The sequence below is a fragment of the Streptosporangium sp. NPDC048886 genome (assembly GCF_055586905.1).
Genome location: NZ_JBVJHH010000027.1, coordinates 95,343 through 118,634, shown reverse-complemented (window position 1 = coordinate 118,634; position 23,292 = coordinate 95,343). Strand labels below are relative to the sequence as shown.

The window sequence follows — 23,292 nt, the reverse complement described above, 5'->3', positions numbered from 1 at the left end:
TGACTTATTGCCATAGATTCCCTATGGACAGATAGTAGAATCTGTTCTACTTTTCGGAACGGCTGACCTGAGCCTCATCGCTGGGAGGCGTGATGTCCGGGAAGACGTTGGCGGAGCTGCTGGAGCGGCGGGCCGGGGACGACCGGCCCGGCCTCCTGTTCGAGGACCAGGTGTGGAGCTGGCGCGAATACGTCGCGGAGTGCCGGGCCCGGGGCGCCTGGATGGACACCCTGGGACGGGCCGCGCACGTCGGGGCGCTGTTCGACAACGTCCCCGAGCTGCTGTTCCTGCTGGGCGGCGCAGCCCTGTCCGGCCACGTGCTCGTCGCGCTGAACACGACCAGGAGCGCCGCCGAACTCGCCCGTGACGCGGACGCCACCCACGCCGACCTCATCGTCCACGGACCCGCGTACGCGGAGCTCGCCGCGGAGATCGCCGGACTCCGCGGTACGGCGCCGGCTCCCGCCCGCGCCGGTTCCGCCCGTGCCGGCCCCGCACGGGAGGGCTCCGCCCAGGCCGGTCCCGCGCAGGACGGCCCCTCGGGGACCGCGCGGACGGGTGCGGACGGGCTGGTCATGCTGATCTTCACCTCGGGGACCTCGGGCCGGCCCCGGGCGGTGCGGGTCACCCAGCGGAAGATCGCCGTCCCCGGCGTCAGCCTGGCGGCGATGCTCTCGCCGGAGGACGTCGTCTACTGCTCCATGCCGCTGTTCCACTCCGGGGCCGTCATGGCGGCCTACGCCCCGGCGGTGGCGTCGGGGGCGGCGCTGGTGCTCCGGCGGAGGTTCTCCGCCTCCGGGCTGATGCCCGACGTCAGGCGCTATGGGGTCACCTACCTGCACTACGTCGGCAAGGCGCTCTCCTACGTCCTGTCCACCCCGCCGGAGCCCGGCGACCGGGACGGCGCGCTCCGGATCGCCTTCGGCAACGAGGGGAGCGCCACCGCGGTCCGGCGGTTCGGCGAACGGTTCGGATGCCACGTCATCGACGCGTTCGGCTCCACCGAGACCGCGATCGCGATCACCCCCGACCCGGCGGGACCGCCCGGCTGCCTGGGCAGGCTGCCCGACGGCATCGAGATCCGCGACCCGTCCAGCGGGCGCAGATGCCCGGCCGCCGTCATCGAGGACGGCCGGCTGCTCAACGGGGACGAGGCGATCGGGGAGCTGGTCAACACCGCCGGGCCGGGCCTGTTCGACGGCTACTACAACGACCCCGAGGCCGACCGCGAGCGGATCCGGGAGGGCGTGTTCTGGTCGGGCGACCTGGCCTACGCCGACGCGCGGGGCCATGTCTTCTTCGCCGGGCGCGGCACCGAGCGGCTCCGGGTGGACGGGGAGAACCTGGCGGTCGCGCCGGTCGAGGCGGTCGTCCGCGAGTTCCCCGGCGTGATCGAGGCGGCCGTCTACCCGGTGCCCGACGCGGTGGCGGGAGACCAGGTCATGGCGGCCCTGGTGCTCGACGGCGACTTCGACCAGGGGGCCTTCGCGGGCTTCCTGGCCGGCCGGAGGGACCTCGGCCCCAAGGCCATACCTCGATATATCCGCATATGTAAGGAGTTACCGCAGACCGCTTCGAACAAGGTCGTCAAGCGGATCCTCGCCGCGGAGGGCTGGCACACCGGCGACCCCGTCTGGTGGCGGCCCCCGGGACAGCCGGGATGGCGGCCGCTGACCCCCGACGACATCACCGAGATCGACGACGAGTTCGTCCGGCACGGCCGGCGGCACCCCCTGGAGCGCTAGTGGACTTCAATCTTGATGAGACACAGAGTGACCTGCGCAAACTCGCGGTGGAGCTCCTCGACCGGGAGGTGAGCGCCAGCAGGCTGGAGGCCCACGAGGCAAGCGGCGCGCCGTACGACGCGCGGTTGTGGAGCTCCCTGGCCCAGGCCGGGCTGCTGGGCGCGTGCCTGCCGGAGGAGGCGGGCGGCGCCGGGCTCGGGCCGGTCGAGATGGCGGTCCTCCTGCGGGAGGTCGGCGCGCACGTGGCCCCGGTCCCCGTCCAGCAGAGCCTCGTCGCGGCGCTGGCCGTCGCCCGGTACGGCTCCGGCGAGCAGCGCGAGGCGCTGGCCCCACTGGCCGAGGGCGGGCTGGTGCTGACCTCCGCGCTGCGCGAGCCCGGCCGCGACCTCGGCGCCACCCCCGCCGTGACCGCCCGCAGGGACGGCGGCGGCTGGGTGCTGGACGGGCGCAAGAGCACGGTGTCGTACGCGGCCCAGGCGTCGAAGATCCTCGTCCCCGCCGTCACGGACGGCGGCGTCGGCCTGTTCCTGGCCTCGCCGGAGGCGATGACCCTGCGGCCCGAGTCCGTCTCCACCGGAGAGCCCGCCGCCACGCTCATCCTGGAGGCCACCCCCGGCGAGCCGGTGGGCGCCCAGGACGGCGAGGCGTTCGGCGGCCTGCGGAGGCTGGCACTGGCCGGCATCATCGCCGTCTCCTCCGGCGTGCTGGCCGGGGCGCTGGCGCTGACCACGGAGTACGTCAGGACCCGCAGGCAGTTCGACCGGGCGCTGGCCGAGTTCCAGGCGGTGACCGTGCAGATCGCCGACGTCTACATCGCCGGCCGGGCACTGGACGTGGCCGTGTGGTCCGGGGCGTGGCGGCTGGCCGAGGGCGCGGCCGAGGAGGCCGAGACCGACCTCGCCGTCGGAGCCCTCACCGTGACGGACTCGGCGCTGCGGGCGCTCTACACCTGCCAACACCTGCACGGCGGGATCGGCCTGGACATGACCTACCCGCTGCACCGCTACTTCGCCTGGGGCAAGCACCACGCCCACCTGCTGGGCGGCGTGGAGGCCCGGCTCGACACGATCGGAGCGCTCGTCTGATGATGATCGACCTGACCCCCGGGCAGAAAAGGCTCCGCGACGAGCTGCGCGAGTACTTCCGGGGCTGCCTGACCGCCGAGGACCGCAAGAAGATCTCCACCGACCCGTTCGGCCACGCCTACATGGAGCACTGCCGCAACCTCGGCCGCGACGGCAAGCTCGGGCTGGGCTGGCCGCGGGAGTACGGCGGCGGCGGGTACGGCCCGCTGGAACAGCAGATCTTCGCCAACGAGATCGCCCGCGCCGAGGTGCCCTACCCGATCATCACGGTGCAGACCGTCGGCCCCACCCTCATGCAGTACGGCACGGCGGCGCAGAAGGAGTTCTTCCTGCCGCGCATCCTGGCGGGGGAGTGCCACTTCGCGATCGGCTACAGCGAGCCGGAGGCGGGCACCGACCTGGCGTCCCTGCGCACCACCGCGGTCCGCGACGGGGACCACTACGTCGTCAACGGCCAGAAGATCTTCACCTCGGGGGCGCACTACTCCCAGTACATCTGGCTGGCCGCCCGCACCGACCCGGAGGCCCGCAAGCACCGCGGCATCACGATGATGATCGTCGACTGCGCCGACCCCGGCTTCTCGTGGACGCCGATCACGACCATGGACGGGCGCCACCACACCAACTCCACCTACTACGCCGACGTGCGCGTGCCGGTGGACATGGTGGTGGGGGAGGAGAACAAGGGCTGGGACCTGATCGTCAACCAGCTCAACCACGAACGGGTCACGCTGGGCCCGGCGGGCAACATCGCCCACACCTACGACAGGTTCCTGCGCTGGGCCCGCGGCACCGGCCTCATCGAGGAGCCGGCCGTACGGCGGGCGCTCGGCCGGGTCTACGCCTGCTTCCGGACCAACGAGCTGCTGAACTGGCAGGTCGCGGCCAACATGGACCTGGGCTGGCTGGGCGCGCCCGACGCCTCGGCCACCAAGATCTACGGATCGGAGCGGATGCAGGAGGTCGGCAGGATCGTCGGCGACGTCCTGGCCCGCTACGGCGACCCGGCCGACCCGGAGACGGCCGACTTCGTCGACCGCCTCGACCACGGCGTCAAGGGCGCGATCGTGCTCACCTTCGGCGGCGGCGTCAACGAGGTCCAGCGCGAGCTCATCGCCATGCTCGGCCTGAGCCTGCCGAGGCCGCCCCGATGACCGCGACAGCGGAGCCCGCCCTCCACGACCGGCTCATGGCCCTGGCCGGGCGGCAGATCGAGCTCGGCGAGGTCCGGGGCGCGGCCGCCGCGGACCCGGTCAACCTCCCGATGATCCGGCACTGGGCCGACGCCATGGGGGACGCCAACCCCGTCTACACCGACGCGGAGGCCGCGGCGGGCAGCGTGCACGGGGAGATCGTGGCGCCCCCGGCGATGATCCAGGTCTGGAACATGCCCGGCGTGAACCGGGACCGCGGGCAGCAGCGCACCCCGGTCGACGACGTGCTCAGGGCGCTGGACGGCAGCGGCTACACCGGCGTGGTCGCGACCAACTGCGAGCAGACCTACCACCGCTACCTCAGGGTCGGCGAACGGCTGGTGCCGGCCACCCGGTTCGCCGGGCTCTCCGGGCCGAAGAAGACGGCGCTCGGCGAGGGCTACTTCGTCACCTGGAACGTCACGTGGTACTCGGGGGAGGAGCCCGTGGCCCACATGCTGTTCCGGGTACTGAAATTTCGCCCCCAGGAGCGGAAAACCACGCCCGAGGCACGCGAGCCGTACCCGCTGAGACCCGCGGTCAACAGGGACACCGCGTTCTTCTGGGAAGGTGTCGCCAGGGGCGAGCTCCGGATCCAGAGATGCGCGGACTGCGGAGAGCTCCGGCACCCCCCGGGCCCGATCTGCCCGTCGTGCCGTTCGGCCGACCGGACGCACGTCGTGGCGGGCGGCACGGGCGAGGTCTACAGCTACGTCGTGCACCACAACCCGCCGGTCCCGGGGCTGAGCACTCCTTATGTGGTCGCTGTGGTGGAGCTGCCGGAAGGGGTGCGGATCGTGGGCAATGTCGTGGACTGTCCGCCTGAAGAAGTGGGTATCGGTATGCAGTTGCGTGTGACGTATCGCCAGATGGACGACGAGCTGATCCTGCCGATGTGGGTCCCCCAGGAGTCATGATGCGGACGCTTACCGAAGACCAGGTCGAGATCGGGTCGGTCCTCCCGGAACTCGTGATCGGGCTGACCCCCACCGTGATCGTCTCGACGGCGCTGGCGACGATGGACTTCACCCCGGTCCACCACGACGTCGAGGGCGCCAGGGCACAGGGCTCCAAGGACATCTTCCTCAACATCCTGACCACGATGGGCCTCGTCGAGCGCTATGTCACCGACTGGGCCGGCCCCGAGGCGCTGATCCGCGGCATCAACGTCAAGCTCGGCGTCCCCGCCTACGCGGGCGACACGCTGACCTTCACCGGCGCCGTCGTCGCCCACGACGACGGCGAGTTCACGGTCGAGGTCCGCGGCAGGGTCAGCCTCGGCGACCACGCCTCCGGCACCGTCCGCTTCGCCCTGCCCGGACGCTGAGCGCCCGCCCCGTCCGGACGCCGGGCACGCCCCCACACGCCCCACCGCAGAAAGGCACCCATCACCGTGGTCTCCCTCCCGGGGAGTACGGCTGTCGCCGGTATCGGCGCGACCGAGTTCTCCAAGCAGTCAGGGCGGTCGGAGCTCCAGCTCGCCGCCGAGGCGGTTTTCGCGGCGCTGGACGACGCGGGCCTGAGCCCCTCGGACGTCGACGGGCTGGTGACCTACACCCAGGACGCCAACCAGGAGATCGCCGTGGCCCGCGAGGTGGGCATCGGCGATCTGACGTTCTTCTCCCGCGTGCACTACGGCGGCGGCGCGGCGTGCGGCACCGTGCTGCACGCCGCGATGGCGGTCGCCACCGGGGCCGCCGAGACCGTGGTCTGCTACCGCGCCTTCAACGAGCGTTCGGGCCGCAGGTTCGGCCAGCCCGACGCCCGGATCGGCGGCGAGCCGTCCTCCCAGGGCCTGGAGATGAGCTGGCACGTGCCGTACGGGCTGATGACCCCGGCGGGCTGGGTCGCCATGTTCGCCCGGCGCTACATGCACGCCTACGGCGTGACGTCCGAGGACTTCGGCCGGGTGGCCGTGGCGATGCGCCGGCACGCGGCCACCAACCCGGCGGCCTGGTTCCACGGGCGCCCGATCACGCTGGAGGAGCACCAGGCGTCCAAGTGGATCGTGGAGCCGCTGCACCTGCTCGACTGCTGCCAGGAGAGCGACGGCGCGGTGGCGCTGGTGGTCACCTCCGCCGAACGGGCCAGGGACCTGCGCAGGTCGCCCGCTCTGATCGCCGCCGCGGCCCAGGGGGCCGGCGCCGGCCAGCTGATGATGACCAGCTACTACCGCGACGAGATGACCGGCCTGCCGGAGATGGGGGTGGTCGGCCGCCGGCTCTGGGAGCAGTCGGGGCTCGGCCCGGCCGACGTCCAGACGGCCATCCTGTACGACCACTTCACCCCGTTCGTGCTCACCCAGCTGGAGGAGCTCGGCTTCTGCGGGCGCGGCGAGGCGCGGGACCTCGTCGCCGACGGCGGCATCGAGATCGACGGCCACCTGCCGGTCAACCCGCACGGCGGGCAGCTCGGCGAGGCGTACATCCACGGCATGAACGGCATCGCCGAGGCGGTCAGGCAGATCCGGGGCACCTCGGTGAACCAGGTCTCCGGGGTCCGCAACGTCCTGGTCACCGCGGGGACCGGCGTGCCCACCAGCGGCCTGATCCTGTCAGCCGAGTGACGGCCGCACCGGTGGCCGGGGAGGGCCGGGCGTCGTCATCCATGGGCGGTGCCCGCGGTGGTCCCGTCCTGTGAGGTGAAGTTGCGTCCGTTATGCGTGTTTTGGATGGCATTATTGCGACATGCTGGAAACGGTCGGGCTGGATCCGGTGGAGGAGCGCGTCTACCGGTTCCTGGTGACGGCGGCCGAGGCGGGCGTCGTCGATCTCGCCGCGGAGCTGGACCTCGACGTCGGCGCGGTCGAGACGGTGCTGTCGTCCATGGAGGCCAGGGGTCTGGTCCGGACGGCCTCCGCGGAGACGGCCGCTGCGGCGGAGCGGCGCTTCACCGCGGCCTCCCCCGACATCGTGCTGGGCGCGCGCCTGCTGCGCCAGCAGCAGTCGCTCGACTGGGCGCGGCGCACCGTGGAGCAGCTGTCGGAGGAGTATCGGGGCAACGCCCGCCGCCGTGACGCCGGCCGGCTCGTGGAGGTGCTGCCCAACCGGATCGCGCTGCGCGAGCAGCTCGAACACCTGCAGGAGAACGCCCGCGAGGAGGTCCTCTGCTTCTGCCGGGGAAGCGCGATCGTGATGCACTCGACCGAGAACGACGCGGAGCTGGACGCGCTGCGCCGCGGGGTGGTCTACCGGGTGATCTACGAGCGCGACCTGCTGGAGGAGTCGGGGATGCAGGCCAACGTGGCCTACGGCGTCAGGCTGGGCGAGCTCGCCCGAGCCCTGCCCCGGCTGCCGGTCCGGCTGATGGTCGTGGACCGGGAGATCGGTCTGATGCCGCTGGTGCGGCACGCCGGGATATCGGAGCCGACGGCGGCGCTGATAAGGGGCGGCGAGCTGCTGGAGGCGCTGATCGCGCTGTTCGAGAGCTACTGGGACCGGGCGACGCCGCTGCGGATCGGCGAGGACGGCGCCCTCGCCGAGGGGACCCATCCCTGCCCACTGAACTCCGACGACCTGTACCTGCTGTCGCTGCTGGTCGCCGGGGTGCCGGACAAGTCGATCGCCAGCCAGCTCGGGATCAGCCAGCGGACCGTGCAGCGGCGCCTGGCGCACATCATGGAGCTGGCCGGCGCGCAGACCCGGATGCAGCTCGCCTGGCACGCCGCCCGGGAGCGCTGGCTCTGACCGGCGGCCCCGGCCGGCGGTCCGCGGACCGGTGTCCTCCTCCGGCGGGTCCGGGCGACGGCCGCGTGCCCGGGGACCGGGCGCCGGTACGGGTGGTGCCGTACCGGCGCCCGGACCCGTCACCTCACGCCGTAGGCGCGGAGCACGGTCTGCTCGATCGCGTTCCCCGCCCGGTCCTCCGCCTTGACCCGCAGCGAGACATACCGGCCCTCGCCCGCGAGGTGGGAGACCAGGGTGGAGAAGCGGTCCTTGCCACGGGGCAGCAGCACCAGGCGCTTCCAGGTCTTCCCGTCGTCATAGGACAGCTCGGCCGTGACCTTCCGCAGGGCGAGGCCAGGCGCGGTGCTCCGCACGGCGAAGTCCAGCGGGACCGGCAGCGTCCGGCGGACCCGGCCGTTCAGGTCGGCGGGCACGGTGTAGTCGACGCCGAGCAGCGGCAGCGGTTCGGAGCCGGACTCCGGCCGGGCGGAACCGAACGTCCACGCCGTGCTGGTCTCGGTGGCGTACGTCCACTCCTCCGACGAGCGCTTGGTGGACAGCTCCAGCCGGTAGGTGGCCTTCCCGGGAACGGCGGGGAAGTCCCCCATGGCCCGTCGCGGCTCCGCGACGAGCACGCCGTCGCGGTAGAAGCGGGCGGAGACCAGGTCCTCCTCGTCGGAGGTGAACGCGTAGCCGTAGTGGCCGGCGGCGTCGACGAACTCGGGGATGTCGAGCTTCAGCGTGTCCTCTGTCCGGACCGGGGTGAACTCGGGCCTGCCCGGCGGGACGGCCGGCCGCACGACGGGGCCGAACCACCGCTCGCCGGCCTTCTCGCCGGCGGCGTAGCTGCGCAGCCCGCCGGTGAGCCCGGGGGTGAGCGGGCTCATCGACTCCCAGGTGAACATGTGCTGGGCCACGTGCTCCCACTGGGTGTCACCCGAGGTGACGTACTCGGCGCGCTCGGACCCCGTGCGGACCCAGCGCTGCCCCTCGTTGGCGAAGACCTGCCACGGCCGCCAGCCGAACCGCTGCTCCTTGGCCCAGCCGAAGCCGCCGGTCTCGTGGTAGCCGGTGTCCACACGGGCCAGGTTGGAGGCGTTGGCCTCGTAGACGATCTGCTCCGGGATCCGCCCCTTGGAGACCTGCGAGATGTCGTAGAGATAGGGGATGGCCATGTTCGCGGTCACGTCGAGGACGGCCCGGCCCTTGCGGACCCGCTCCAGCAGCTTCTGCCCCTGCCCGTAGGGGATCGAGGCGCCCGGGATCGCCTGCCTGTCCTCGCCCGGCCACCAGTACTGCCACGAGCCGTCGTCGCTGGTCGGCACGGCGATCGCCGCCGCGGCGCCCGCCTCGGCGGCGGCCGCGATCATCTCGTCCCACTGGGGACCGTCCAAGGTGCTCGACAGGATGACCGCCCGGCCGCGCAGCGTGAGAGCGCGGAGCTCCTCGGGGGTGCCGTGACCGCCGTCGACGAGCTCCCACCGGTACCGGCCGGTCCACTCCGGTGATCTCACCATCGGGAAGAGGTCCAGCGGCTCCTTGAGGCCGCCGACGCGTGACGACAGCCTCGGCGCGCCGTACTGCCAGCGCGAGGTGAACTCGAAGGCGCCTTTGCGGACCGGCTGCGTCTCGGCCACGTGCAGCTCATCGACCGAGGGGAAGTTCATGAACGACGAGGAGATCTTCCGGGAACCGGTGTCGCGGTAGCTGGCGAACGTGGAGATGCCCTCCTGGACCACCGGCTGCGGCGTCTTGATCACGATCGGCCGTGTCTTCCGCGCGTCGAACACCAGCTCCACGTCGTCGTTCACCTGGAACTCGGGAATGTCGATCTTGATGTCGACGACGTGCCCGCCCAGACGCTCCTCGCCGAAATGACCCTGCGCGAAGTAGGTGCCCTCGGAGACCTCGAAGGTTTTCCCCTCCTCGGCCTCCCACGGCATGATGTAGGTGAGGAGATTGTCCTGCCGACCGGGGCCGAACATGAAGATGTTGCTCACGCTCGCCGGCTTGCCGTCCTTGCCGATGGCGCTGATGTGCACCTTGTGAGTGCGGGGACTCCTGGTGAGCGCCAGCGTGGTCTGCAGGGAGACCGATCCGTCCGCGGTGACCGCGGTGAGGTGACCGGAGTGCCGGCCGTACGCCAGCTTCGCCGGGTCGGCGGTCACCGGGACCGTGACCGTGGCGCCGGCGCCGACGGTGACCGCCGTCGATCCCGGGGTGAGCGCGCCCTGGGCGGGGGCGTCACCGTCCAGGTTGCTCAGGGTGACGGCCAGGGTCAGTGAGACGGGCGCCTGGGTGGAGTTGGTGTAGGCGACGGTCCCGGAGGGACTCGTGGAGCCACCGTCCTTGTGGGTGCCCAGGTCGAGCACGCCGGTGGCCGTGACGCCCTGCCGTACGGCCCGCGCGATGTCCACCCGTCCGCCGCCCTGCTCGTAGACGGTCAGGTCCTGCGCGGTCCTGGCGGTCGAGACCAGGGCGTCCTTGAGCTGCCGGGCCTTCCAGTCCGGGTGCCGCTGCTTGAGGATCGCGGCGGCGCCGGCCACGTGGGGCGTCGCCATCGAGGTTCCGGACGCGGCGGTGTAGCGCTCGTCGGCGGGCTGGCCCATCGAGGTGCCCTCGGCCCGCGCGGCCACGATCGCCACTCCCGGGGCGGTGATGTCCGGCTTGGCGCCGTCGTCGAGACGCGGACCACGGCTGGAGAAGGGGGCGAGCGCCTCGTCTGCGTCGACCGCGCCGACGGTCAGCGCCGACGTCGCGGCGCCGGGGGTGCCGACCGAGTACTCCTGCCCCTCGTTGCCCGCCGCGACGACGAAGAGGGTGCCGGTCTGCTCGGTCAGCGTGTTCAGGGCGGTGCTGACCGGGTCGGTGCCGTCCGTCGCCGCGCCGCCCAGGCTCATGTTCACGACGTCGGCACCGGACGTCGCGGCCCACTCCATCCCCTCGATGATCTGCGAGAAGCTGCCCGAGCCGTCGTCGTCCAGCACCTTGCCGACGATCAGCTCGGCGCCGGGGGCCACGCCCTTGCGACGGCCCTCGGAGGCCGTGCCGAGGCCCGCGATGGTGGAGGCGACGTGGGTGCCGTGCCCGTGACCGTCCTGGGTCGAGGGGGCGGGGGTGAAGTTGCGCCTGTCCGCGATCTTCCCGGCGAGGTCGGGGTGGTTCTCGTCGGCACCGGTGTCCAGGACGGCCACCTTGACGCCCTTGCCGTCGAACCCGCTCTTCCACGCTTCGGGGGCGCCGATCTGCGGGACGCTGCGCTCCAGGTCGACCTTCACCTTGGCGTCCAGCCAGATCTTCCTGATCCCCGAGGCGAGCCGGGGCTCGCTGGAGCGGGCCGCCGGCGCCGCGCCGACGGCCTTCCAGAACGCGGCCAGCTCACCCTTGCCGGCGTTCACCGCCCGCGCGTCGATGCTCTCCAGCTCGCCCACCGGCTTGACGCCGGGCAGCGCGCCCGCGGCCCGCGCGCCCTTGTCGTAGGAGAGCAGCAGCGGCAGCGCGGGGCTGCCGGTGTCGTCGTACCCCTGGGCGATCAGGTCGCCGACCGCGAACAGGCTCTTGTCGATCAGGTCGCCGGCCACGTAGGGGACCATGTCGTCGGGGAGTACCTGCAGCTTCCCGTCGATGTCGTGGGTGGAGAACCTGATCCTCTCCCGGCCCTTGGCGGGATCGACCGTCACCGCCCACTTCCCGGCCGCGGCCTGGCGGACGGTCACCACGTCCCCGGTGATGAGGGTGACCCGGTGCGAGGGGGCCGCCGGGGGCGGCGCGGGGGCGGCCCCGCCCGCGGCCGGCAGGGCCGGCAGGGCGAGGAGTGGGGACACCGCTCCGACGGCGGTGAGGCGGGCAAGCCAGTGCATGAGGGGGGCGCCCTTCCGTGATTCGGTACTACCGATCACGAGGGTGGGCGATGACGACCCCCCGCGTCACGATTTCTAGCCTGCCCTAAACATGACATGTCGCCAATATGACAACTTGGTGTGCGGTGAGGGTGCGTGACCACCCTGGCTGGGCCGCGCCGGCCCGGCGGGCCTACGGGGTGACGATCGTCGGGACCGTGAAGAAGACGATCATCGCGATCGCCACGCAGATGAGGAAGCCGATCACTTCCCACACCCAGTCGCGGTGACGGCGGCCCGTGGCGGACGCCTGGTGCTTGCGACGTGCCCGCCTGCCCGCCCGCGCCGGTCGGGGAGCCGATGCCTGGCCGCTCTCCGCCCGGCCCGCCTCGGCGGCGCCGGACGCGGCCTTCTCCGGACCGGCGCCGGGAGTGGTGAGCCCCCCGGCCTGGAGGAGGTCGCCGGGCTGGACGGGCTCCCCGGACCGGGTGAGGTTCTCCGGCCGGGCCGGTTCCCAGGGCTGGAGGAGGTCTCCGGACCGGGCGGGTGCCCAGGGCCGGGAGGGTTCCTCGGGCTGGGCGGTCTCCCGGGGCTGGGCGGGCTCCTCGGGGTGGAGGAGGTCTCCGGACCGGGCGGGTGCCCAGGGCCGGGAGGGTTCCTCGGAGTGGAGGAGGTCTCCAGGCCGGGCGGTCTCCCCGGACTGGGCGGTCTCCTCGGGGTGGGTGGCGGGCCGGGGCTGGAGGGCGTCCAGCTCCTCCGGCCGCAGGGGCCAGCCCGGCAGGGGCGGCTCCGTGCGGGCGTGCCTGCCGGGGGACGGCGAGGCGCCCGGCGGCTCCACGGGCGTGGGCCGGCTCTCGGACGCGGCGGGGGCCGGCTCCGCACGGGGCGCGGCGGCGACCAGCCTGTCGGTGTAGGCCCGGGTCGCCCGCGCCTCGGGGCTGAGCGGGCGGAACAGGTCCTCCGGCGGAGGGGAGAGGCCGGCGGGCGGCGCCGGGGGGTCGTCGAGCACGTCGGCGGGGAGCGGGGCCGGCAGGGGCGGCGCGGCCGGCGGCGGTGACGCGGCCGGGGCGGGCAGGGGGGCCGCGCCACGCGGTCTCGGCCGCTGCGGCCTCGGCCGCCGGGGCCGGGTGAGCACGTCGTCGAGCGCCGTCAGGACCGTGTCCTTGAGTCGGGGCATCGGCTCGGTGGTGGCCTCGTGCGTGGAGACCACCTCGGGATCCGGGGCGGCGAAGGGGTCGGGGAAGGGGTCGGGCGCGCGGTCCGGCAGGGAGAACACGCCGGCGGCGGCCGGCGTACCGGTCTCGGCCGGCGGCCACGCCGGGGCCGTCGGCCAGAGCTGCCTGACCTGCAGGGCGGCCGGCGGCGGGGCGGCGGCCGTACGGGACGGCGATCCCAGCGTCATGGCGCGCAACGCCGCGGGCGGGGTGGCCCAGGGGGCGCGGACCAGCACGTCGCGGACCGGGGCGACGGGGAGGGCGCCGAACACCTCGGCCAGGTGGTCCGGCACCCTGGTGGAGGCCAGGGCCAGGTTCAGCGACTGGGCGAAGCGCCGGCAGGCGCTCACGGTCAGCTCGTCGGCGGTGTCGGCGGCCACGTCGAGCACCCAGGACAGCTCGGCGCTGTCCATCTCGCGCACGCCGGACAGGTAGAGCACCTCGCGCTGGTGCGGGCGCAGGTCGCGCAGCACGCGCTCGACGAAGGCGGCGACCGGGTCGGCGCCGGCGGCGGGCGGGGCGTGGACCACGTCTCGCAGGTAGATCTCCCGGCGGGCGGCCGCGTAGAGGGCGGCGCGCGGGGGCTCCAGGTCCGGGACGGCGGCGAGGACGGCTCTCAGCGCGTCGGCGGCCGAGCCGGGATCGCCGAGCTGATCGTGGCAGTACGCGAACAGGCCGGCGGCGTGACGGTCGTAGAGCTCGGCGATCAGTTCGCCGCGCGAGTGTTGACCGAGGAGCGGTTGGGGCACGGGACCGGTTCCTCTGAAGGTTCGAGCGAGCGTGGTGGAGAGTGGAGGCCCTGGGGCCGGTGGTGCGTGTGGCACTGAAGGTGTCAATCTCCACGATATGGGTAATCGTGCCGGTCCGTTGAGGTTCTCCGCAGTATTGAATGTCCATTTGATAGATATCGCGATGGTTGGAGAGGCTTGCGGGGACCTCCGGATGAAGCCGGGAAGACAGACCGGAAATGTCGGTCATGGGCCATAGGGTGGTCCGCGATAGATCATGGGGCAGTTGTGGCAGGGGGCCGCGGCCCTGCCGAGGAGCAAGAGGTTGCGCATGATCAAATTTGACCGGGTGACCAAGCGCTACGCCGACGGGACCATCGCCGTCGACGGTCTGAGCCTTGAGGTGCCCACGGGAGAGATAACGGTGTTCGTCGGCCCCTCGGGGTGCGGCAAGACGACGTCCCTGCGCATGATCAACAGAATGATCGACGCGACGGAGGGGCAGATCCTCCTCGACGGCGTGGACGTCAAGAGCATCGACCCGCCGACCCTGCGCCGGGGCATCGGCTACGTCATCCAGCAGGCCGGGCTCTTCCCGCACCGCAAGATCGTCGACAACGTGGCGACGGTGCCCCACCTGCTCGGCTGGGACCGGAAGAAGGCCCGGGACCGGGCGATGGAGCTGCTGGAGCGGGTCGGCCTCGACCTCAAGATGGCCGACCGCTACCCCTTCCAACTGTCCGGCGGTCAGCAGCAGCGCGTCGGCGTGGCCCGCGCGCTGGCGGCCGACCCGCCGGTGCTGCTGATGGACGAGCCGTTCAGCGCGGTGGACCCGATCGTGCGGACGAGCCTGCAGGAGGAGCTGCTCCGGCTGCAGGCCGAGCTCAACAAGACCATCGTGTTCGTCACCCATGACATCGACGAGGCCATCAAGCTCGGCGACCGGGTAGCCGTGCTCCGCGTCGGCGGACATCTGGCGCAGCTCGCCGACCCCCCGACGCTGCTGGCCCGGCCCGCCGACGACTTCGTCCGCGAGTTCCTCGGCCGCGACCGGGGCATCCGCCGGCTGTCGTTCGTCTCCGACGAGGGGCTGCGGCTGCGCACCGACCTGACGGTGCCGGCCTCCGCGGAGGTCTCCTCGGTGCGCGACACGGCCGAGGACTGGCTGGCCGTGGTGGACGGGGCGGACCGGCCGCTGGGCTGGGCGGCCGTCAAGGACCTGCCGGAGTCGGGCACGGTGGCGGACGTGCCGCTCGCGCCGTACGGGACGTTCGTCAGGGGCCGCGACTCGCTGCGCGGCGCGCTGGACGCGGCGCTGCTGTCCCCCTCCGGGAGCGCTATCGCGGTGGACGAGGACGGCAGGGTGGAGGGCGTGGCCACCCGCGAGGCGCTGGACGAGGCGCTGGGCAAGGTCGCCGGGGGCGTCGGTGCATGAGGAACCGCTGATCCGCTGGGACTGGATCGGGCGCAACTGGGCCTCCATCCAGGTCCTGCTGGAGGACCACGTCGTCATGGCGCTGGTGCCGGTCGTCGTCGGGCTGCTCATCGCGCTCCCGCTCGGGCTGGCCGGCGTCCGCTGGCGCTGGCTCTACCAGCCGACCGTCGGCGTGATGAACGTGATCTACTCGCTGCCCTCGCTGGCCGTCTTCATCGTGCTCATCCCGGTCACCGGTCTGGCCACCCGGACGACCGTCATGGTCCCGCTCACGTTCTACTCCATGGCGGTGCTGATCCCGGCCGTCGTGGACGGGCTCACCTCGGTCCCCGACCACGTGCGCCAGTCGGCGGTGGCGATGGGCTTCACCCCGATGCGGAGGCTGCTGCGGGTGGAGCTGCCGATCGCGGTCCCGGTCGTGCTGGCCGGGCTCAGGGTGGCGGCGGTCTCCAGCATCAGCCTGGTCAGCGTGGGCGCGCTGGTCGGCAGGGGCGGGCTGGGCTACCTGTTCATCGACGGCTGGCAGCGGCAGTTCTACACCCCGATCATCGTGGGCATCGTGCTGGTCGTGGTGCTGGCGGCGGTCGCCGACCTGCTGCTGGTCCTGGCGCAGCGGCTGCTCACCCCGTGGTCGCGGGCGAGGGGGACGGCGTGAACTGGCTGATCGACTTCTTCGGGGACCCGGCCAACTGGTCCGGCCCGGACGGCATCCCCGCCCGGCTGCTGGAGCACCTGGAGTTCTCCGGGCTCTCGCTGCTGCTGGCCATGCTGATCGCGCTGCCGCTGGGGCTGTGGATCGGCCACACGGGCCGGGGCGCGCTGTTCGCGATCCTGAGCGCCAACGCGGCCCGCGCCCTCCCGACGCTGGGCCTGCTGGTGCTCATCGTGCTGCTGATGGGCGTCGGCACCATCGTCCCGGTGCTGATCCCGTTGGTGGCGCTCGCCGTGCCGCCGATCCTGGTCAACACCTACGAGGGCCTGCGCGGGGTGGATCCCGACCTGCGCGACGCCGCCTACGGCATGGGCCTGCGCGGCGGCCAGGTCCTCGGCAAGGTGCTCGTGCCGGTCGCGCTGCCGCTCATCCTGCTCGGCCTGCGGATCGCCGCGATCCAGGTGGTGGCGACCGCGACCGTGGCCGCCTACGTGGGGCTGGGCGGCCTCGGCCGCTACATCGTCGACGGTCTGGCGACCAAGGACTTCCCGCGCACGATCGGAGGGGCCGTCCTGGTGGCGCTGCTGGCTCTGGTCGTCCAGCTGGGTTTCGCTCTGGTGCAACGCGTCACGGTCTCCCCGGGGGTGAGTCAGCGCCAGACCGTACGGTAATCTCCTTATTACCCCCCGTTTTAGAAGGGAAAGCACGATGAAGCGCCTCTTCAGCACCGCGGCAGTCATCCTGTCCGCGGCGCTCACTCTTACCGCGTGCGGTGGTGGTGGTGACCCGCTCACCAGCGCGTCCGCGAGCCCCGCGGGCTCGGGATCCGCGGCCGCCCCCGGGGGGAAGGTCGTCGTCGGTTCGGCCAACTTCCCGGAGAACGTCCTGCTCGCCGAGATCTACTCCCAGGCGCTGGAGGCCAAGGGCGTCCAGGTCGAGAAGAAGCTCAACATCGGCAGCCGCGAGGTCCTGTTCGACCAGGCCAAGAGCGGCGGCCTGACGGTCCTGCCGGAATACATCGGCTCCCTGCTCGCCTTCGTCGACAAGACGACCACGGCGAAGACCAAGGACGACGTCGTCGCCGGGCTCAAGGAGAAGCTCCCGGCCGAGCTGGAGGTGCTGGAGCCCGCGGCCGCCGAGGACAACAACTCGCTGACGGTGACCAAGGCGACCGCCACCAAGGACGGCCTCACCACCATCGAGGACCTGGTCAAGGTCGCCAAGAACTACGCGGTCGGCGGCCCGCCGGAGTTCCAGTCCCGCCAGGAGAAGAACTTCAAGGACACCTACGGCCTTGAGTTCAAGGAGTGGAAGAAGACCGGCGACGCCACCGCCGACGCCATCAAGGACGGCACCGTCCAGGTCGGCAACGTCTTCACCACCGACCCCAAGATCGTGCTCAACGACCTGGTCTCGCTGCAGGACACCAAGAACGCCTTCGCCGCCGACAACATCGCTCCCCTGGTCAACAAGGCCGGGGTGAACGACACCGTGCGGACCACGCTGGACGCGGTCTCCGCCAAGCTCGACACCGCCGGGCTCCTGGCGCTGATGAAGCGCGTGGCGATCGACAAGGACGACGCCGCCACGGTGGCCAAGGACTGGCTGACCCAGAACAGCCTGCTCTAGGCACTCCGGCACCGCCTGCGGCCCGCGCGGACCTCCGCGCGGGCCGCGCCGCGTCAGGCCACCGGCCGGGCCTCCCCGGCGGCCCCGTCGTGAGCCGGACGGACGGCGGCTGAGGCCGTGTCAGCCGGCGCGCGTTGCGCCGGGCGGTCCTGTCGTGCCCGGTCCAGGAGGATGAGGGGTACGGCGGCCGCGGCGAGGGCGGCCCCGATCAGGCAGACCGATGTGAGAGCGACCCCTTGGGTGAGCGGGGCGGCCGCCAGGACGGGGGTGATGCTGATGCCGAGCTGGAACGCCGACACGGTGGTGGCGCCGGCGAGGGTCGGCGCATCGGCTGCGATGGCGAAGACACGTCCGTAGAGGGCGGGGTTCAGCACGAACGCGGCGACGCCGATCAGGAGAACCGTGGGCACCACCGCCCAGACCTGCTGGATCACCCCGGCCAGCACGACCGACAGGATCACGATCGCCGACGCGCCGGTGAGGAGCGCGAGGTGAGGGCGCCGATCGGAGACGCGGCCGCCGACGGACAGTCCGACGAAGGCGCCGACCCCGAAGAGCGCGAGGATCGCCGGGATCCAGACCTCGGGGACGCCGGTGATGTCGGCGAGCATGGCCGCCAGGTAGTTGAACGTGATCATGTAAGCCGCAGTGGTCAGGATCGTGATCGCGTAGATGCCCCAGAGCATCGGCCTCCGCATCGTGGCGAGCTCCCGCGGAACACTCGGCCCGGTGGGCCGGTCGACGCCCGAGCCGGCGGCGGGGAGTCCGAGGAGGCAACCGGCGATCCCGGCGACCGTCAGGGCCACGACGGCCCAGAAGCCGCCGCGCCACTGGAAGAAGTGGCTGAGCAGCGTGCCCGCGGGACCGCCGATGACCATCGCCACGCTGAGCCCGCTGACCACGACTCCGGAGGCGCGGGCGTTCCGGTCCGGCGTCACCAGGCTGATCGCGGTCACCGACGCGACGGCGAAGAAGCCCGCGTAGGCGACGCCCGAGACCACCCTCGTCAGCAGCAGGACCTGGTAGTCGCCCAGCAGTCCGACGACGATGCTGGCCGCGAAGACGCCCTGGGTGGCCACCAGCGCGGTGCGGCGGGGCCAACGCAGACTGAGCACCGCGAACGGCGGCCCGCCGATCACGACACCCAGCGCGAACGCGGTGATCAGGAACCCGGCCGAGGAGAGCGTGACGTCCAGATCGGCGGCCACCGCCGGCAGTACGCCGGCCAGCAGGAACTCCGCGGTCCCCATCGCGAACAGGCTGAAACCGAGCAGGTACACACCGGCGGGCAACCTGCCGGAGGGAGTGTCCCGGGGCGTCTCCGCGGTGGTGCCCGCCATCAGATCGCACCCCCGGCGTCGAGCCCGTCGGGCGAGAGGGCAGCGGACAGCTCCCGTTCGAGCAGCCAGCCTGTCATGTTGATGGCGGCGGTGGAGCCCGCGCCCGCGGCGGCGATGACTTGCGCCCGGGGGTTGACCACGTTCCCGGCCGCCCAGACCCCGGGGACATCCGTGGCGCCTTGGGGATCGACGGCGACGAGTCCGCTCACCGGGTCCCTGCCCGCGCCGAGCGCGGTCAGGACCGCGTCATGGGGCACCGGGCGGGGGGCCACGAAGACGGCCTCACACGCGACCGTCCCGCCGTTGTCGAGCTCGATCGCGACCGGGTCCCCGCCTGCGGTGCCGGTATTCGCCGTGACCCGTGTGACGCGCGCGTCGATCAGGCGCACGCCGTACGCCGTGAGACGCTGCCGCTGGGCGGTGCCGACCTCGGCGCCGTTGACGCAGAAGGTCACCGAGGAGCTGTGGCGGCGCATCAGCGCGGCCAGATGTGCCGATACCGCCGCCATCGCGCTGCCGATCACGGCGATGGTGCGGCCCCGCACCTCGTAGCCGTGGCAGTGGGGGCAGTGGTGCACCTCGGACGCCCACCGCTCGGACAGCCCCGGGATGTCGGGTAGTTCGTCGGTCAGCCCGGTCGCGACCAGCACCGACCGAGCGCGCAGGGCGCGGTCGTCGTCGAGCCGCAGCTCGAACGTGCCGTCCGGGGCGCGCCGCGCGTCGATCACCGATGCCCGCGCGAGTGTCCCGCCGTAACGGATGAGCTCCTCTCGCCCGGTCGCGAGGAACTCCTTCGGCGCCATGCCGTCCCGGGTCAGATACCCGTGCATGTGAGCGGCGGGCCCGTTCCGGGGCTCACCGCCGTCGACGACCAGAGTCGCGAACCGTGCTCTCGCGAGCACGACCCCGGCCGACAGGCCGGCGGCCCCGCCGCCGACGACGATCGTGTCCCACAGCACCTCTGACCCCGATCCGCCCGTTGGATCCGTTGTTGCGTCCATTCGGATCACCTCCACGGAGAGGATCGGGAGACTTGGGCGGAATCGACAAACTTCGTTGCTGATTCCGGGACACATTGGTTGACTGCGTCCCATGGACGAGCAACCGAGCGTCAGCGCCGTGATAGAGCAGATCGCTCCTCGGCTGCGACGCGCCCGTGAGAAGAAGGGCATCAGCCTGGCCGACCTCGCGCGAGCCACCGGCATCTCGACCAGCACGCTGTCCCGGCTGGAGTCGGCTCAGCGCAAGCCGAGCCTTGAGCTGCTCCTGCCGATCACCGCGGTGCTGGGCATCCCCCTCGACGAGATCGTCGCCGTACCCCGGATACTCGATCCGCGCGTGCCGCAGCAGCCCACCAGAAAAGACGGCCGGGTGCTGATCCCGTTGTCGCGACATCAGGGGGAACCACGCGCGTACAAGATGACCATTCCGGCGCACGACGGGGAGCCCCACCTGCGGACGCACGCGGGCTACGAATGGCTCTACGTGCTCCGCGGACAGCTCCGCGTGAAACTGGGTGACCACGACTTCCTCATGGGAGCCGGCGAAGCGGCCGAGTTCGACTGCCAGATCCCGCACTGGTTCGGCGCCGCCGGACGCGGCAGCGTCGAAGTGCTCAGCCTCTTCGGAAAGCAGGGCGAACGCATCCACCTGCGCACCCAACGGCGCTGACGCGGGAGCACGTGCCGGTCCGTGAGCCGGTCGTGCTCGCCCGGATCGGCCGATCAGGTGGGCGAGATCCGCGTGACCACGCGGACCGTACGGCGTCAGGGAGGCCCCTGCCCCGCGACATCCAGCGGCATGCCCTTCATTCCACATATAGGTTAAAGACCGGCCATAAAGGGGTAACGAGGGAGAACTGTATGCGTGCGCCCGTCGAGCGGCTGTTCACCGACGCCGGGGGGACCGGCCGCCGGTCGCACGACACCGGAGCCGGCGGATCGGCCGGCCGGAAGGTCGCCCGGCTCGCCGGAGCGGCGGTGGCCGCGGGGCTACTGGCCAGCGCTCTCGCGCTGCCGGCCGTGGGCGGCGCGGGGGCGGTGGTCGTCACCGCCTCGGAGGAGCTGAACATCAGGCCGGTGGACCTCAAGGAGCCCCCGCTGGCGGAGAAGACGACGGTCCTGGACGCCCGGGGCAACCAGATCGCGCAGTTCTGGGACGTCTACCGCGAGGTCGTGCCGCTCAGCAAGGTGGCCGATGTGATGAAGACGGCGATCATCTCGATCGAGGACTACCGCTTCTACGAGCACGGCGCCATCGACCTCGAAGGGACCATGCGGGCCCTGGCCAAGAACCTCTCCTCGGGCGGGGTGAGCCAGGGCGGCTCCAGCATCACCCAGCAGTACGTCAAGCAGGTGCTGCTCAACGCGGCGGTCACCGAGAAACAGAAGAACAAGGTGCTGGAGGCCAGCTACGCGCGCAAGCTCAACGAGCTGCGTCACGCGATGGCGGTCGAGCAGAAATACTCCAAGGATCAGATCCTGGAGAAATACCTGAACATCGCCTTCTTCGGGGCGAGGGCCAACGGGGTCGAGGCGGCGGCCAAGCGGTTCTTCGGGGTGCCGGCGTCCAAGCTCACCCTGCCGCAGGCGGCGACCCTGGCGGCGGCCGTGCAGTCTCCCAACAGCACCGACCCCGAGGCCGGCAAGAAGGCCCGGCAGCGGCTGCTGGACCGGCGCAACCTGGTGCTCGACCGGATGGCGCAGCTCAAGAAGATCACGCCGGAGGAGGCCGCGGAGGCCAAGAAGGAGAAGCTGGGCTACAAGGGCACGCCGCTGCCGGGCGGGTGCGAGGCCAGCCCCTACCCCTACTTCTGCATCTACGTGCGCAACGAGATCTCCGGCAACCCGGCCTTCGGCAAGACCCAGGAGGCCCGCCTCCAGTTCCTCAACCGCGGCGGGCTGACGATCAGAACGACGCTGGACCCGAGGATGCAGGCCGCGGCCGACGCGGCGATCAGGAGGCGGGTGTACGCCTCCGACAACCCGATGGCCTCCCAGGCGCTCGTGCAGCCGGGCACCGGTGCGATCAAGGCGATGGCGGCCAGCCGGAAGTACGGCATCGCCAAGCGCAGGAACGAGATGTCCTACAACGTGGTGGCCGACGCGGCGCACGGCGGCGGGGTGGGGTTCCAGGCGGGCTCGACGTTCAAGACCTTCACGCTGATCACCGCGCTGAAGAAGGGCATGAAGGTCAGCGACGGCATCACCACCGGCGCCGGCTACCGCGCCCCCGGCTACGCGGCCTTCAAGAACTGCAAGGGCGAGAGCATCGGCGACCCGAACCACACCGTCACCAACGACGAGGGCTCGCCCGGGTTCAAGACGCTGCAGACCGGCACCTGGGGATCGGTCAACACCTTCTTCGTCGCCCTGGAGCAGCGCGTGGGGCTGTGTGACACGGTGGAGACCGCCAAGTCGCTGGGCATCAAGCGGGCCGACGGGCAGGCGCTGCAGGAGTACGAGACCTTCACCCTCGGCATCAACGAGATGGACCCGGTGACGGTGGCCAACGCCTACGCCGCGATCGCCGCGCGCGGCAAGTACTGCGCGCCGATGGCCATCACCCAGATCACCGACCGCGACGGCAAGGTGACCCGTTACACGCCGCAGTGCCGCCAGGCACTGGACCCCGAGGTCGCCGACGCGACGGCCGACATCCTGTCCGGGGTGTTCACCAAGGGCACCATGCGCGGCGTGGGCGGCATCGGCCGTGACGCGGCGGGCAAGACCGGTACCACGGACGCGTACGCCACCGCGTGGTTCGCCGGATTCACTCCCGACCTGGCCGGCGCGGTGAGCATCGGCGACCCCCGAGGCTCGACGGAGCACAAGCTCACCGGCGTCACCATCGGCGGCAGATACTACGGCATCGTCGCCGGTGCCAGCCTCCCCGGCCCGATCTGGAAGGACACCATGATGGCGGCGCTGAAGGGCGTCAGGGCCACCTCCTTCCACCCGATCAACTCCGCCCGCTTCGGCGGCTGCGGCCAGGACTGCGCTCCCGACCGGTCGGACGGCGACAGCCGGGAAGTCCGGAACGAGCCCTGGGACAGGGGACGCGACACCGACGACGGGGGCGGCCGGGACCGGGGGAACGACTGGGATCGCGGGAACGGCCGGGACCGGGGGAACGGCTGGGACATCGGGGACGAATGGGGCCGCGGGAACGGCCGTAACCGGGGGTGACGGTGCGGCGGGCCGGTCCGGGACGGAGCTCCCGGGGCCGGCCCCGACGGCCGCCGGCCCCTGGGACCGGCGGCCTTCCGGAATGATTGCCGTATGGACGAGTTCATCGAGGCCATGGCGCAGGTGCCGACCGCCGTGACGGTCATCACCGTGAAGGACGGGCGCGACGACGTGGGGGCGACGGTGGGCACCCTTGTCTCCGTCTCGCTCGACCCCCGGCTGGTGATGGTGAGCCTGGAGAACACCGGCTACCTCAATGAGCTGCTGCTGCGCCGGGACCGCTGGGCCGCCAGCGTGCTGTCCGCCGGGCAGAAGGCGATCGCCAGCCGCTTCGCCACCGCCGGCCGGCCCGGTGCCCGGCTGCTGCTCGCGGGCGTGCCCCACCACCGGGGGGAGCTGAGCGAGGCGCTCGTCGTGGACGGCGGTGTGACCGCCCTGGAGGCCGAGACGGCCCAGGTCGTCCCGGCCGGGGACCACACCCTCTACATCGCCCGGGTGCTCGAGGTGAGCTACGTCGACGCGGGAGCCCTCCCGCTCGTACGGCTCCGCGGCCGGTACCGCCCGGTCGGCTGACCGCTGT

General features: G+C 71.9%; 18 protein-coding genes. 14 read left to right on the top strand and 4 right to left on the bottom strand.

All coding sequences use genetic code 11. The features are described 5' to 3' along the window. Positions 1 to 92 precede the first annotated feature (92 nt). From ACZ6R6_RS30420 to ACZ6R6_RS30390, 7 genes are all read left to right on the top strand, one after another. Positions 93 to 1,745: an AMP-binding protein gene (locus ACZ6R6_RS30420; RefSeq protein ID WP_470099062.1), complete on the top strand. Its 1,653-nt coding sequence runs from the start codon at positions 93 to 95 to the stop codon at positions 1,743 to 1,745. Further along, positions 1,745 to 2,830 (top strand): acyl-CoA dehydrogenase family protein, encoded by a 1,086-nt coding sequence (locus tag ACZ6R6_RS30415; RefSeq protein WP_470099060.1) that lies wholly within the window; start codon positions 1,745 to 1,747, stop codon positions 2,828 to 2,830. The genes ACZ6R6_RS30420 and ACZ6R6_RS30415 overlap by 1 nt, the downstream gene beginning before the upstream one ends. Next, positions 2,830 to 3,984: an acyl-CoA dehydrogenase family protein gene (locus ACZ6R6_RS30410; RefSeq protein WP_470099058.1), complete on the top strand. Its 1,155-nt coding sequence runs from the start codon at positions 2,830 to 2,832 to the stop codon at positions 3,982 to 3,984. Before ACZ6R6_RS30415 ends, ACZ6R6_RS30410 begins: the two co-directional genes overlap by 1 nt. Then, positions 3,981 to 4,940 (top strand): bifunctional MaoC family dehydratase N-terminal/OB-fold nucleic acid binding domain-containing protein, encoded by a 960-nt coding sequence (locus tag ACZ6R6_RS30405; protein WP_470099056.1) that lies wholly within the window; start codon positions 3,981 to 3,983, stop codon positions 4,938 to 4,940. The genes ACZ6R6_RS30410 and ACZ6R6_RS30405 overlap by 4 nt, the downstream gene beginning before the upstream one ends. Further along, positions 4,937 to 5,350, top strand: coding sequence for a MaoC/PaaZ C-terminal domain-containing protein (locus tag ACZ6R6_RS30400; RefSeq protein WP_470099054.1), 414 nt, complete (start codon positions 4,937 to 4,939; stop codon positions 5,348 to 5,350). Before ACZ6R6_RS30405 ends, ACZ6R6_RS30400 begins: the two co-directional genes overlap by 4 nt. Before the next feature lie 66 nt (positions 5,351 to 5,416). Next, the gene (locus ACZ6R6_RS30395) at positions 5,417 to 6,589 is read left to right on the top strand and encodes a lipid-transfer protein (protein WP_470099052.1); all 1,173 of its coding nucleotides are present in this window, start codon (positions 5,417 to 5,419) and stop codon (positions 6,587 to 6,589) included. Positions 6,590 to 6,710: 121 nt separating this feature from the next. Then, positions 6,711 to 7,709: a helix-turn-helix domain-containing protein gene (locus ACZ6R6_RS30390; RefSeq protein ID WP_470099050.1), complete on the top strand. Its 999-nt coding sequence runs from the start codon at positions 6,711 to 6,713 to the stop codon at positions 7,707 to 7,709. 119 nt (positions 7,710 to 7,828) lie between these two features. On the opposite strand, the gene ACZ6R6_RS30385 is transcribed toward ACZ6R6_RS30390, so the two are convergent. Both ACZ6R6_RS30385 and ACZ6R6_RS30380 read right to left on the bottom strand, forming a co-directional pair. Beyond that, entirely contained in the window at positions 7,829 to 11,548 is a 3,720-nt protein-coding gene (locus ACZ6R6_RS30385) for a S8 family peptidase (RefSeq protein ID WP_470099048.1), read from the bottom strand. A 172-nt stretch (positions 11,549 to 11,720) separates the two neighbouring features. Then, the gene (locus tag ACZ6R6_RS30380) at positions 11,721 to 13,490 is read right to left on the bottom strand and encodes a hypothetical protein (protein ID WP_470099046.1); all 1,770 of its coding nucleotides are present in this window, start codon (positions 13,488 to 13,490) and stop codon (positions 11,721 to 11,723) included. A gap of 310 nt (positions 13,491 to 13,800) precedes the next feature. Between ACZ6R6_RS30380 and ACZ6R6_RS30375 the strand changes: the two genes are divergently transcribed. From ACZ6R6_RS30375 to ACZ6R6_RS30360, 4 genes are read left to right on the top strand one after another with little or no spacing between them, the layout of a single operon-like run. Beyond that, positions 13,801 to 14,904 (top strand): ABC transporter ATP-binding protein, encoded by a 1,104-nt coding sequence (locus tag ACZ6R6_RS30375; RefSeq protein WP_470099045.1) that lies wholly within the window; start codon positions 13,801 to 13,803, stop codon positions 14,902 to 14,904. Further along, the gene (locus ACZ6R6_RS30370; protein ID WP_470099044.1) at positions 14,897 to 15,559 is read left to right on the top strand and encodes an ABC transporter permease; all 663 of its coding nucleotides are present in this window, start codon (positions 14,897 to 14,899) and stop codon (positions 15,557 to 15,559) included. The genes ACZ6R6_RS30375 and ACZ6R6_RS30370 overlap by 8 nt, the downstream gene beginning before the upstream one ends. Then, on the top strand, positions 15,556 to 16,227 hold the full coding sequence (locus ACZ6R6_RS30365; RefSeq protein ID WP_470099042.1) for an ABC transporter permease: 672 nt from the start codon (positions 15,556 to 15,558) through the stop codon (positions 16,225 to 16,227). The genes ACZ6R6_RS30370 and ACZ6R6_RS30365 overlap by 4 nt, the downstream gene beginning before the upstream one ends. Positions 16,228 to 16,264: 37 nt before the next feature. Next, on the top strand, positions 16,265 to 17,185 hold the full coding sequence (locus ACZ6R6_RS30360) for an ABC transporter substrate-binding protein (RefSeq protein ID WP_470099040.1): 921 nt from the start codon (positions 16,265 to 16,267) through the stop codon (positions 17,183 to 17,185). Positions 17,186 to 17,238: 53 nt separating this feature from the next. Here ACZ6R6_RS30360 and ACZ6R6_RS30355 read toward each other — a convergent pair whose 3' ends face one another. Together ACZ6R6_RS30355 and ACZ6R6_RS30350 are read right to left on the bottom strand one after the other, a co-directional pair. Beyond that, positions 17,239 to 18,525, bottom strand: coding sequence for an MFS transporter (locus ACZ6R6_RS30355; protein WP_470099038.1), 1,287 nt, complete (start codon positions 18,523 to 18,525; stop codon positions 17,239 to 17,241). Next, positions 18,525 to 19,526: an NAD(P)/FAD-dependent oxidoreductase gene (locus ACZ6R6_RS30350; RefSeq protein WP_470099036.1), complete on the bottom strand. Its 1,002-nt coding sequence runs from the start codon at positions 19,524 to 19,526 to the stop codon at positions 18,525 to 18,527. The genes ACZ6R6_RS30355 and ACZ6R6_RS30350 overlap by 1 nt, the downstream gene beginning before the upstream one ends. A 91-nt stretch (positions 19,527 to 19,617) precedes the next feature. Here ACZ6R6_RS30350 and ACZ6R6_RS30345 point away from each other — a divergent pair, with 91 nt between their 5' ends. From ACZ6R6_RS30345 to ACZ6R6_RS30335, 3 genes are all read left to right on the top strand, one after another. Further along, positions 19,618 to 20,196 (top strand): helix-turn-helix domain-containing protein, encoded by a 579-nt coding sequence (locus tag ACZ6R6_RS30345; protein WP_470099034.1) that lies wholly within the window; start codon positions 19,618 to 19,620, stop codon positions 20,194 to 20,196. Between the two features lie 191 nt (positions 20,197 to 20,387). Continuing rightward, positions 20,388 to 22,712 (top strand): transglycosylase domain-containing protein, encoded by a 2,325-nt coding sequence (locus ACZ6R6_RS30340; protein WP_470099032.1) that lies wholly within the window; start codon positions 20,388 to 20,390, stop codon positions 22,710 to 22,712. 93 nt (positions 22,713 to 22,805) lie between these two features. Then, the gene (locus ACZ6R6_RS30335) at positions 22,806 to 23,285 is read left to right on the top strand and encodes a flavin reductase family protein (protein WP_470099030.1); all 480 of its coding nucleotides are present in this window, start codon (positions 22,806 to 22,808) and stop codon (positions 23,283 to 23,285) included. Positions 23,286 to 23,292 lie beyond the last annotated feature (7 nt).

Bases quoted from the DNA above. Each gene is read 5' to 3' on its own strand.
- ACZ6R6_RS30420 (WP_470099062.1), top strand. From the start codon at position 93: ATGTCCGGGAAGACGTTGGCGGAGCTGCTGGAGCGGCGGGCCGGGGAC.
- ACZ6R6_RS30410 (WP_470099058.1), top strand. From the start codon at position 2,830: ATGATGATCGACCTGACCCCCGGGCAGAAAAGGCTCCGCGACGAGCTG.
- ACZ6R6_RS30405 (WP_470099056.1), top strand. From the start codon at position 3,981: ATGACCGCGACAGCGGAGCCCGCCCTCCACGACCGGCTCATGGCCCTG.
- ACZ6R6_RS30400 (WP_470099054.1), top strand. From the start codon at position 4,937: ATGATGCGGACGCTTACCGAAGACCAGGTCGAGATCGGGTCGGTCCTC.
- ACZ6R6_RS30390 (WP_470099050.1), top strand. From the start codon at position 6,711: ATGCTGGAAACGGTCGGGCTGGATCCGGTGGAGGAGCGCGTCTACCGG.
- ACZ6R6_RS30385 (WP_470099048.1), bottom strand. From the start codon at position 11,548: ATGCACTGGCTTGCCCGCCTCACCGCCGTCGGAGCGGTGTCCCCACTC.
- ACZ6R6_RS30375 (WP_470099045.1), top strand. From the start codon at position 13,801: ATGATCAAATTTGACCGGGTGACCAAGCGCTACGCCGACGGGACCATC.
- ACZ6R6_RS30360 (WP_470099040.1), top strand. From the start codon at position 16,265: ATGAAGCGCCTCTTCAGCACCGCGGCAGTCATCCTGTCCGCGGCGCTC.
- ACZ6R6_RS30355 (WP_470099038.1), bottom strand. From the start codon at position 18,525: ATGGCGGGCACCACCGCGGAGACGCCCCGGGACACTCCCTCCGGCAGG.
- ACZ6R6_RS30350 (WP_470099036.1), bottom strand. From the start codon at position 19,526: ATGGACGCAACAACGGATCCAACGGGCGGATCGGGGTCAGAGGTGCTG.
- ACZ6R6_RS30345 (WP_470099034.1), top strand. From the start codon at position 19,618: ATGGACGAGCAACCGAGCGTCAGCGCCGTGATAGAGCAGATCGCTCCT.
- ACZ6R6_RS30340 (WP_470099032.1), top strand. From the start codon at position 20,388: ATGCGTGCGCCCGTCGAGCGGCTGTTCACCGACGCCGGGGGGACCGGC.
- ACZ6R6_RS30335 (WP_470099030.1), top strand. From the start codon at position 22,806: ATGGACGAGTTCATCGAGGCCATGGCGCAGGTGCCGACCGCCGTGACG.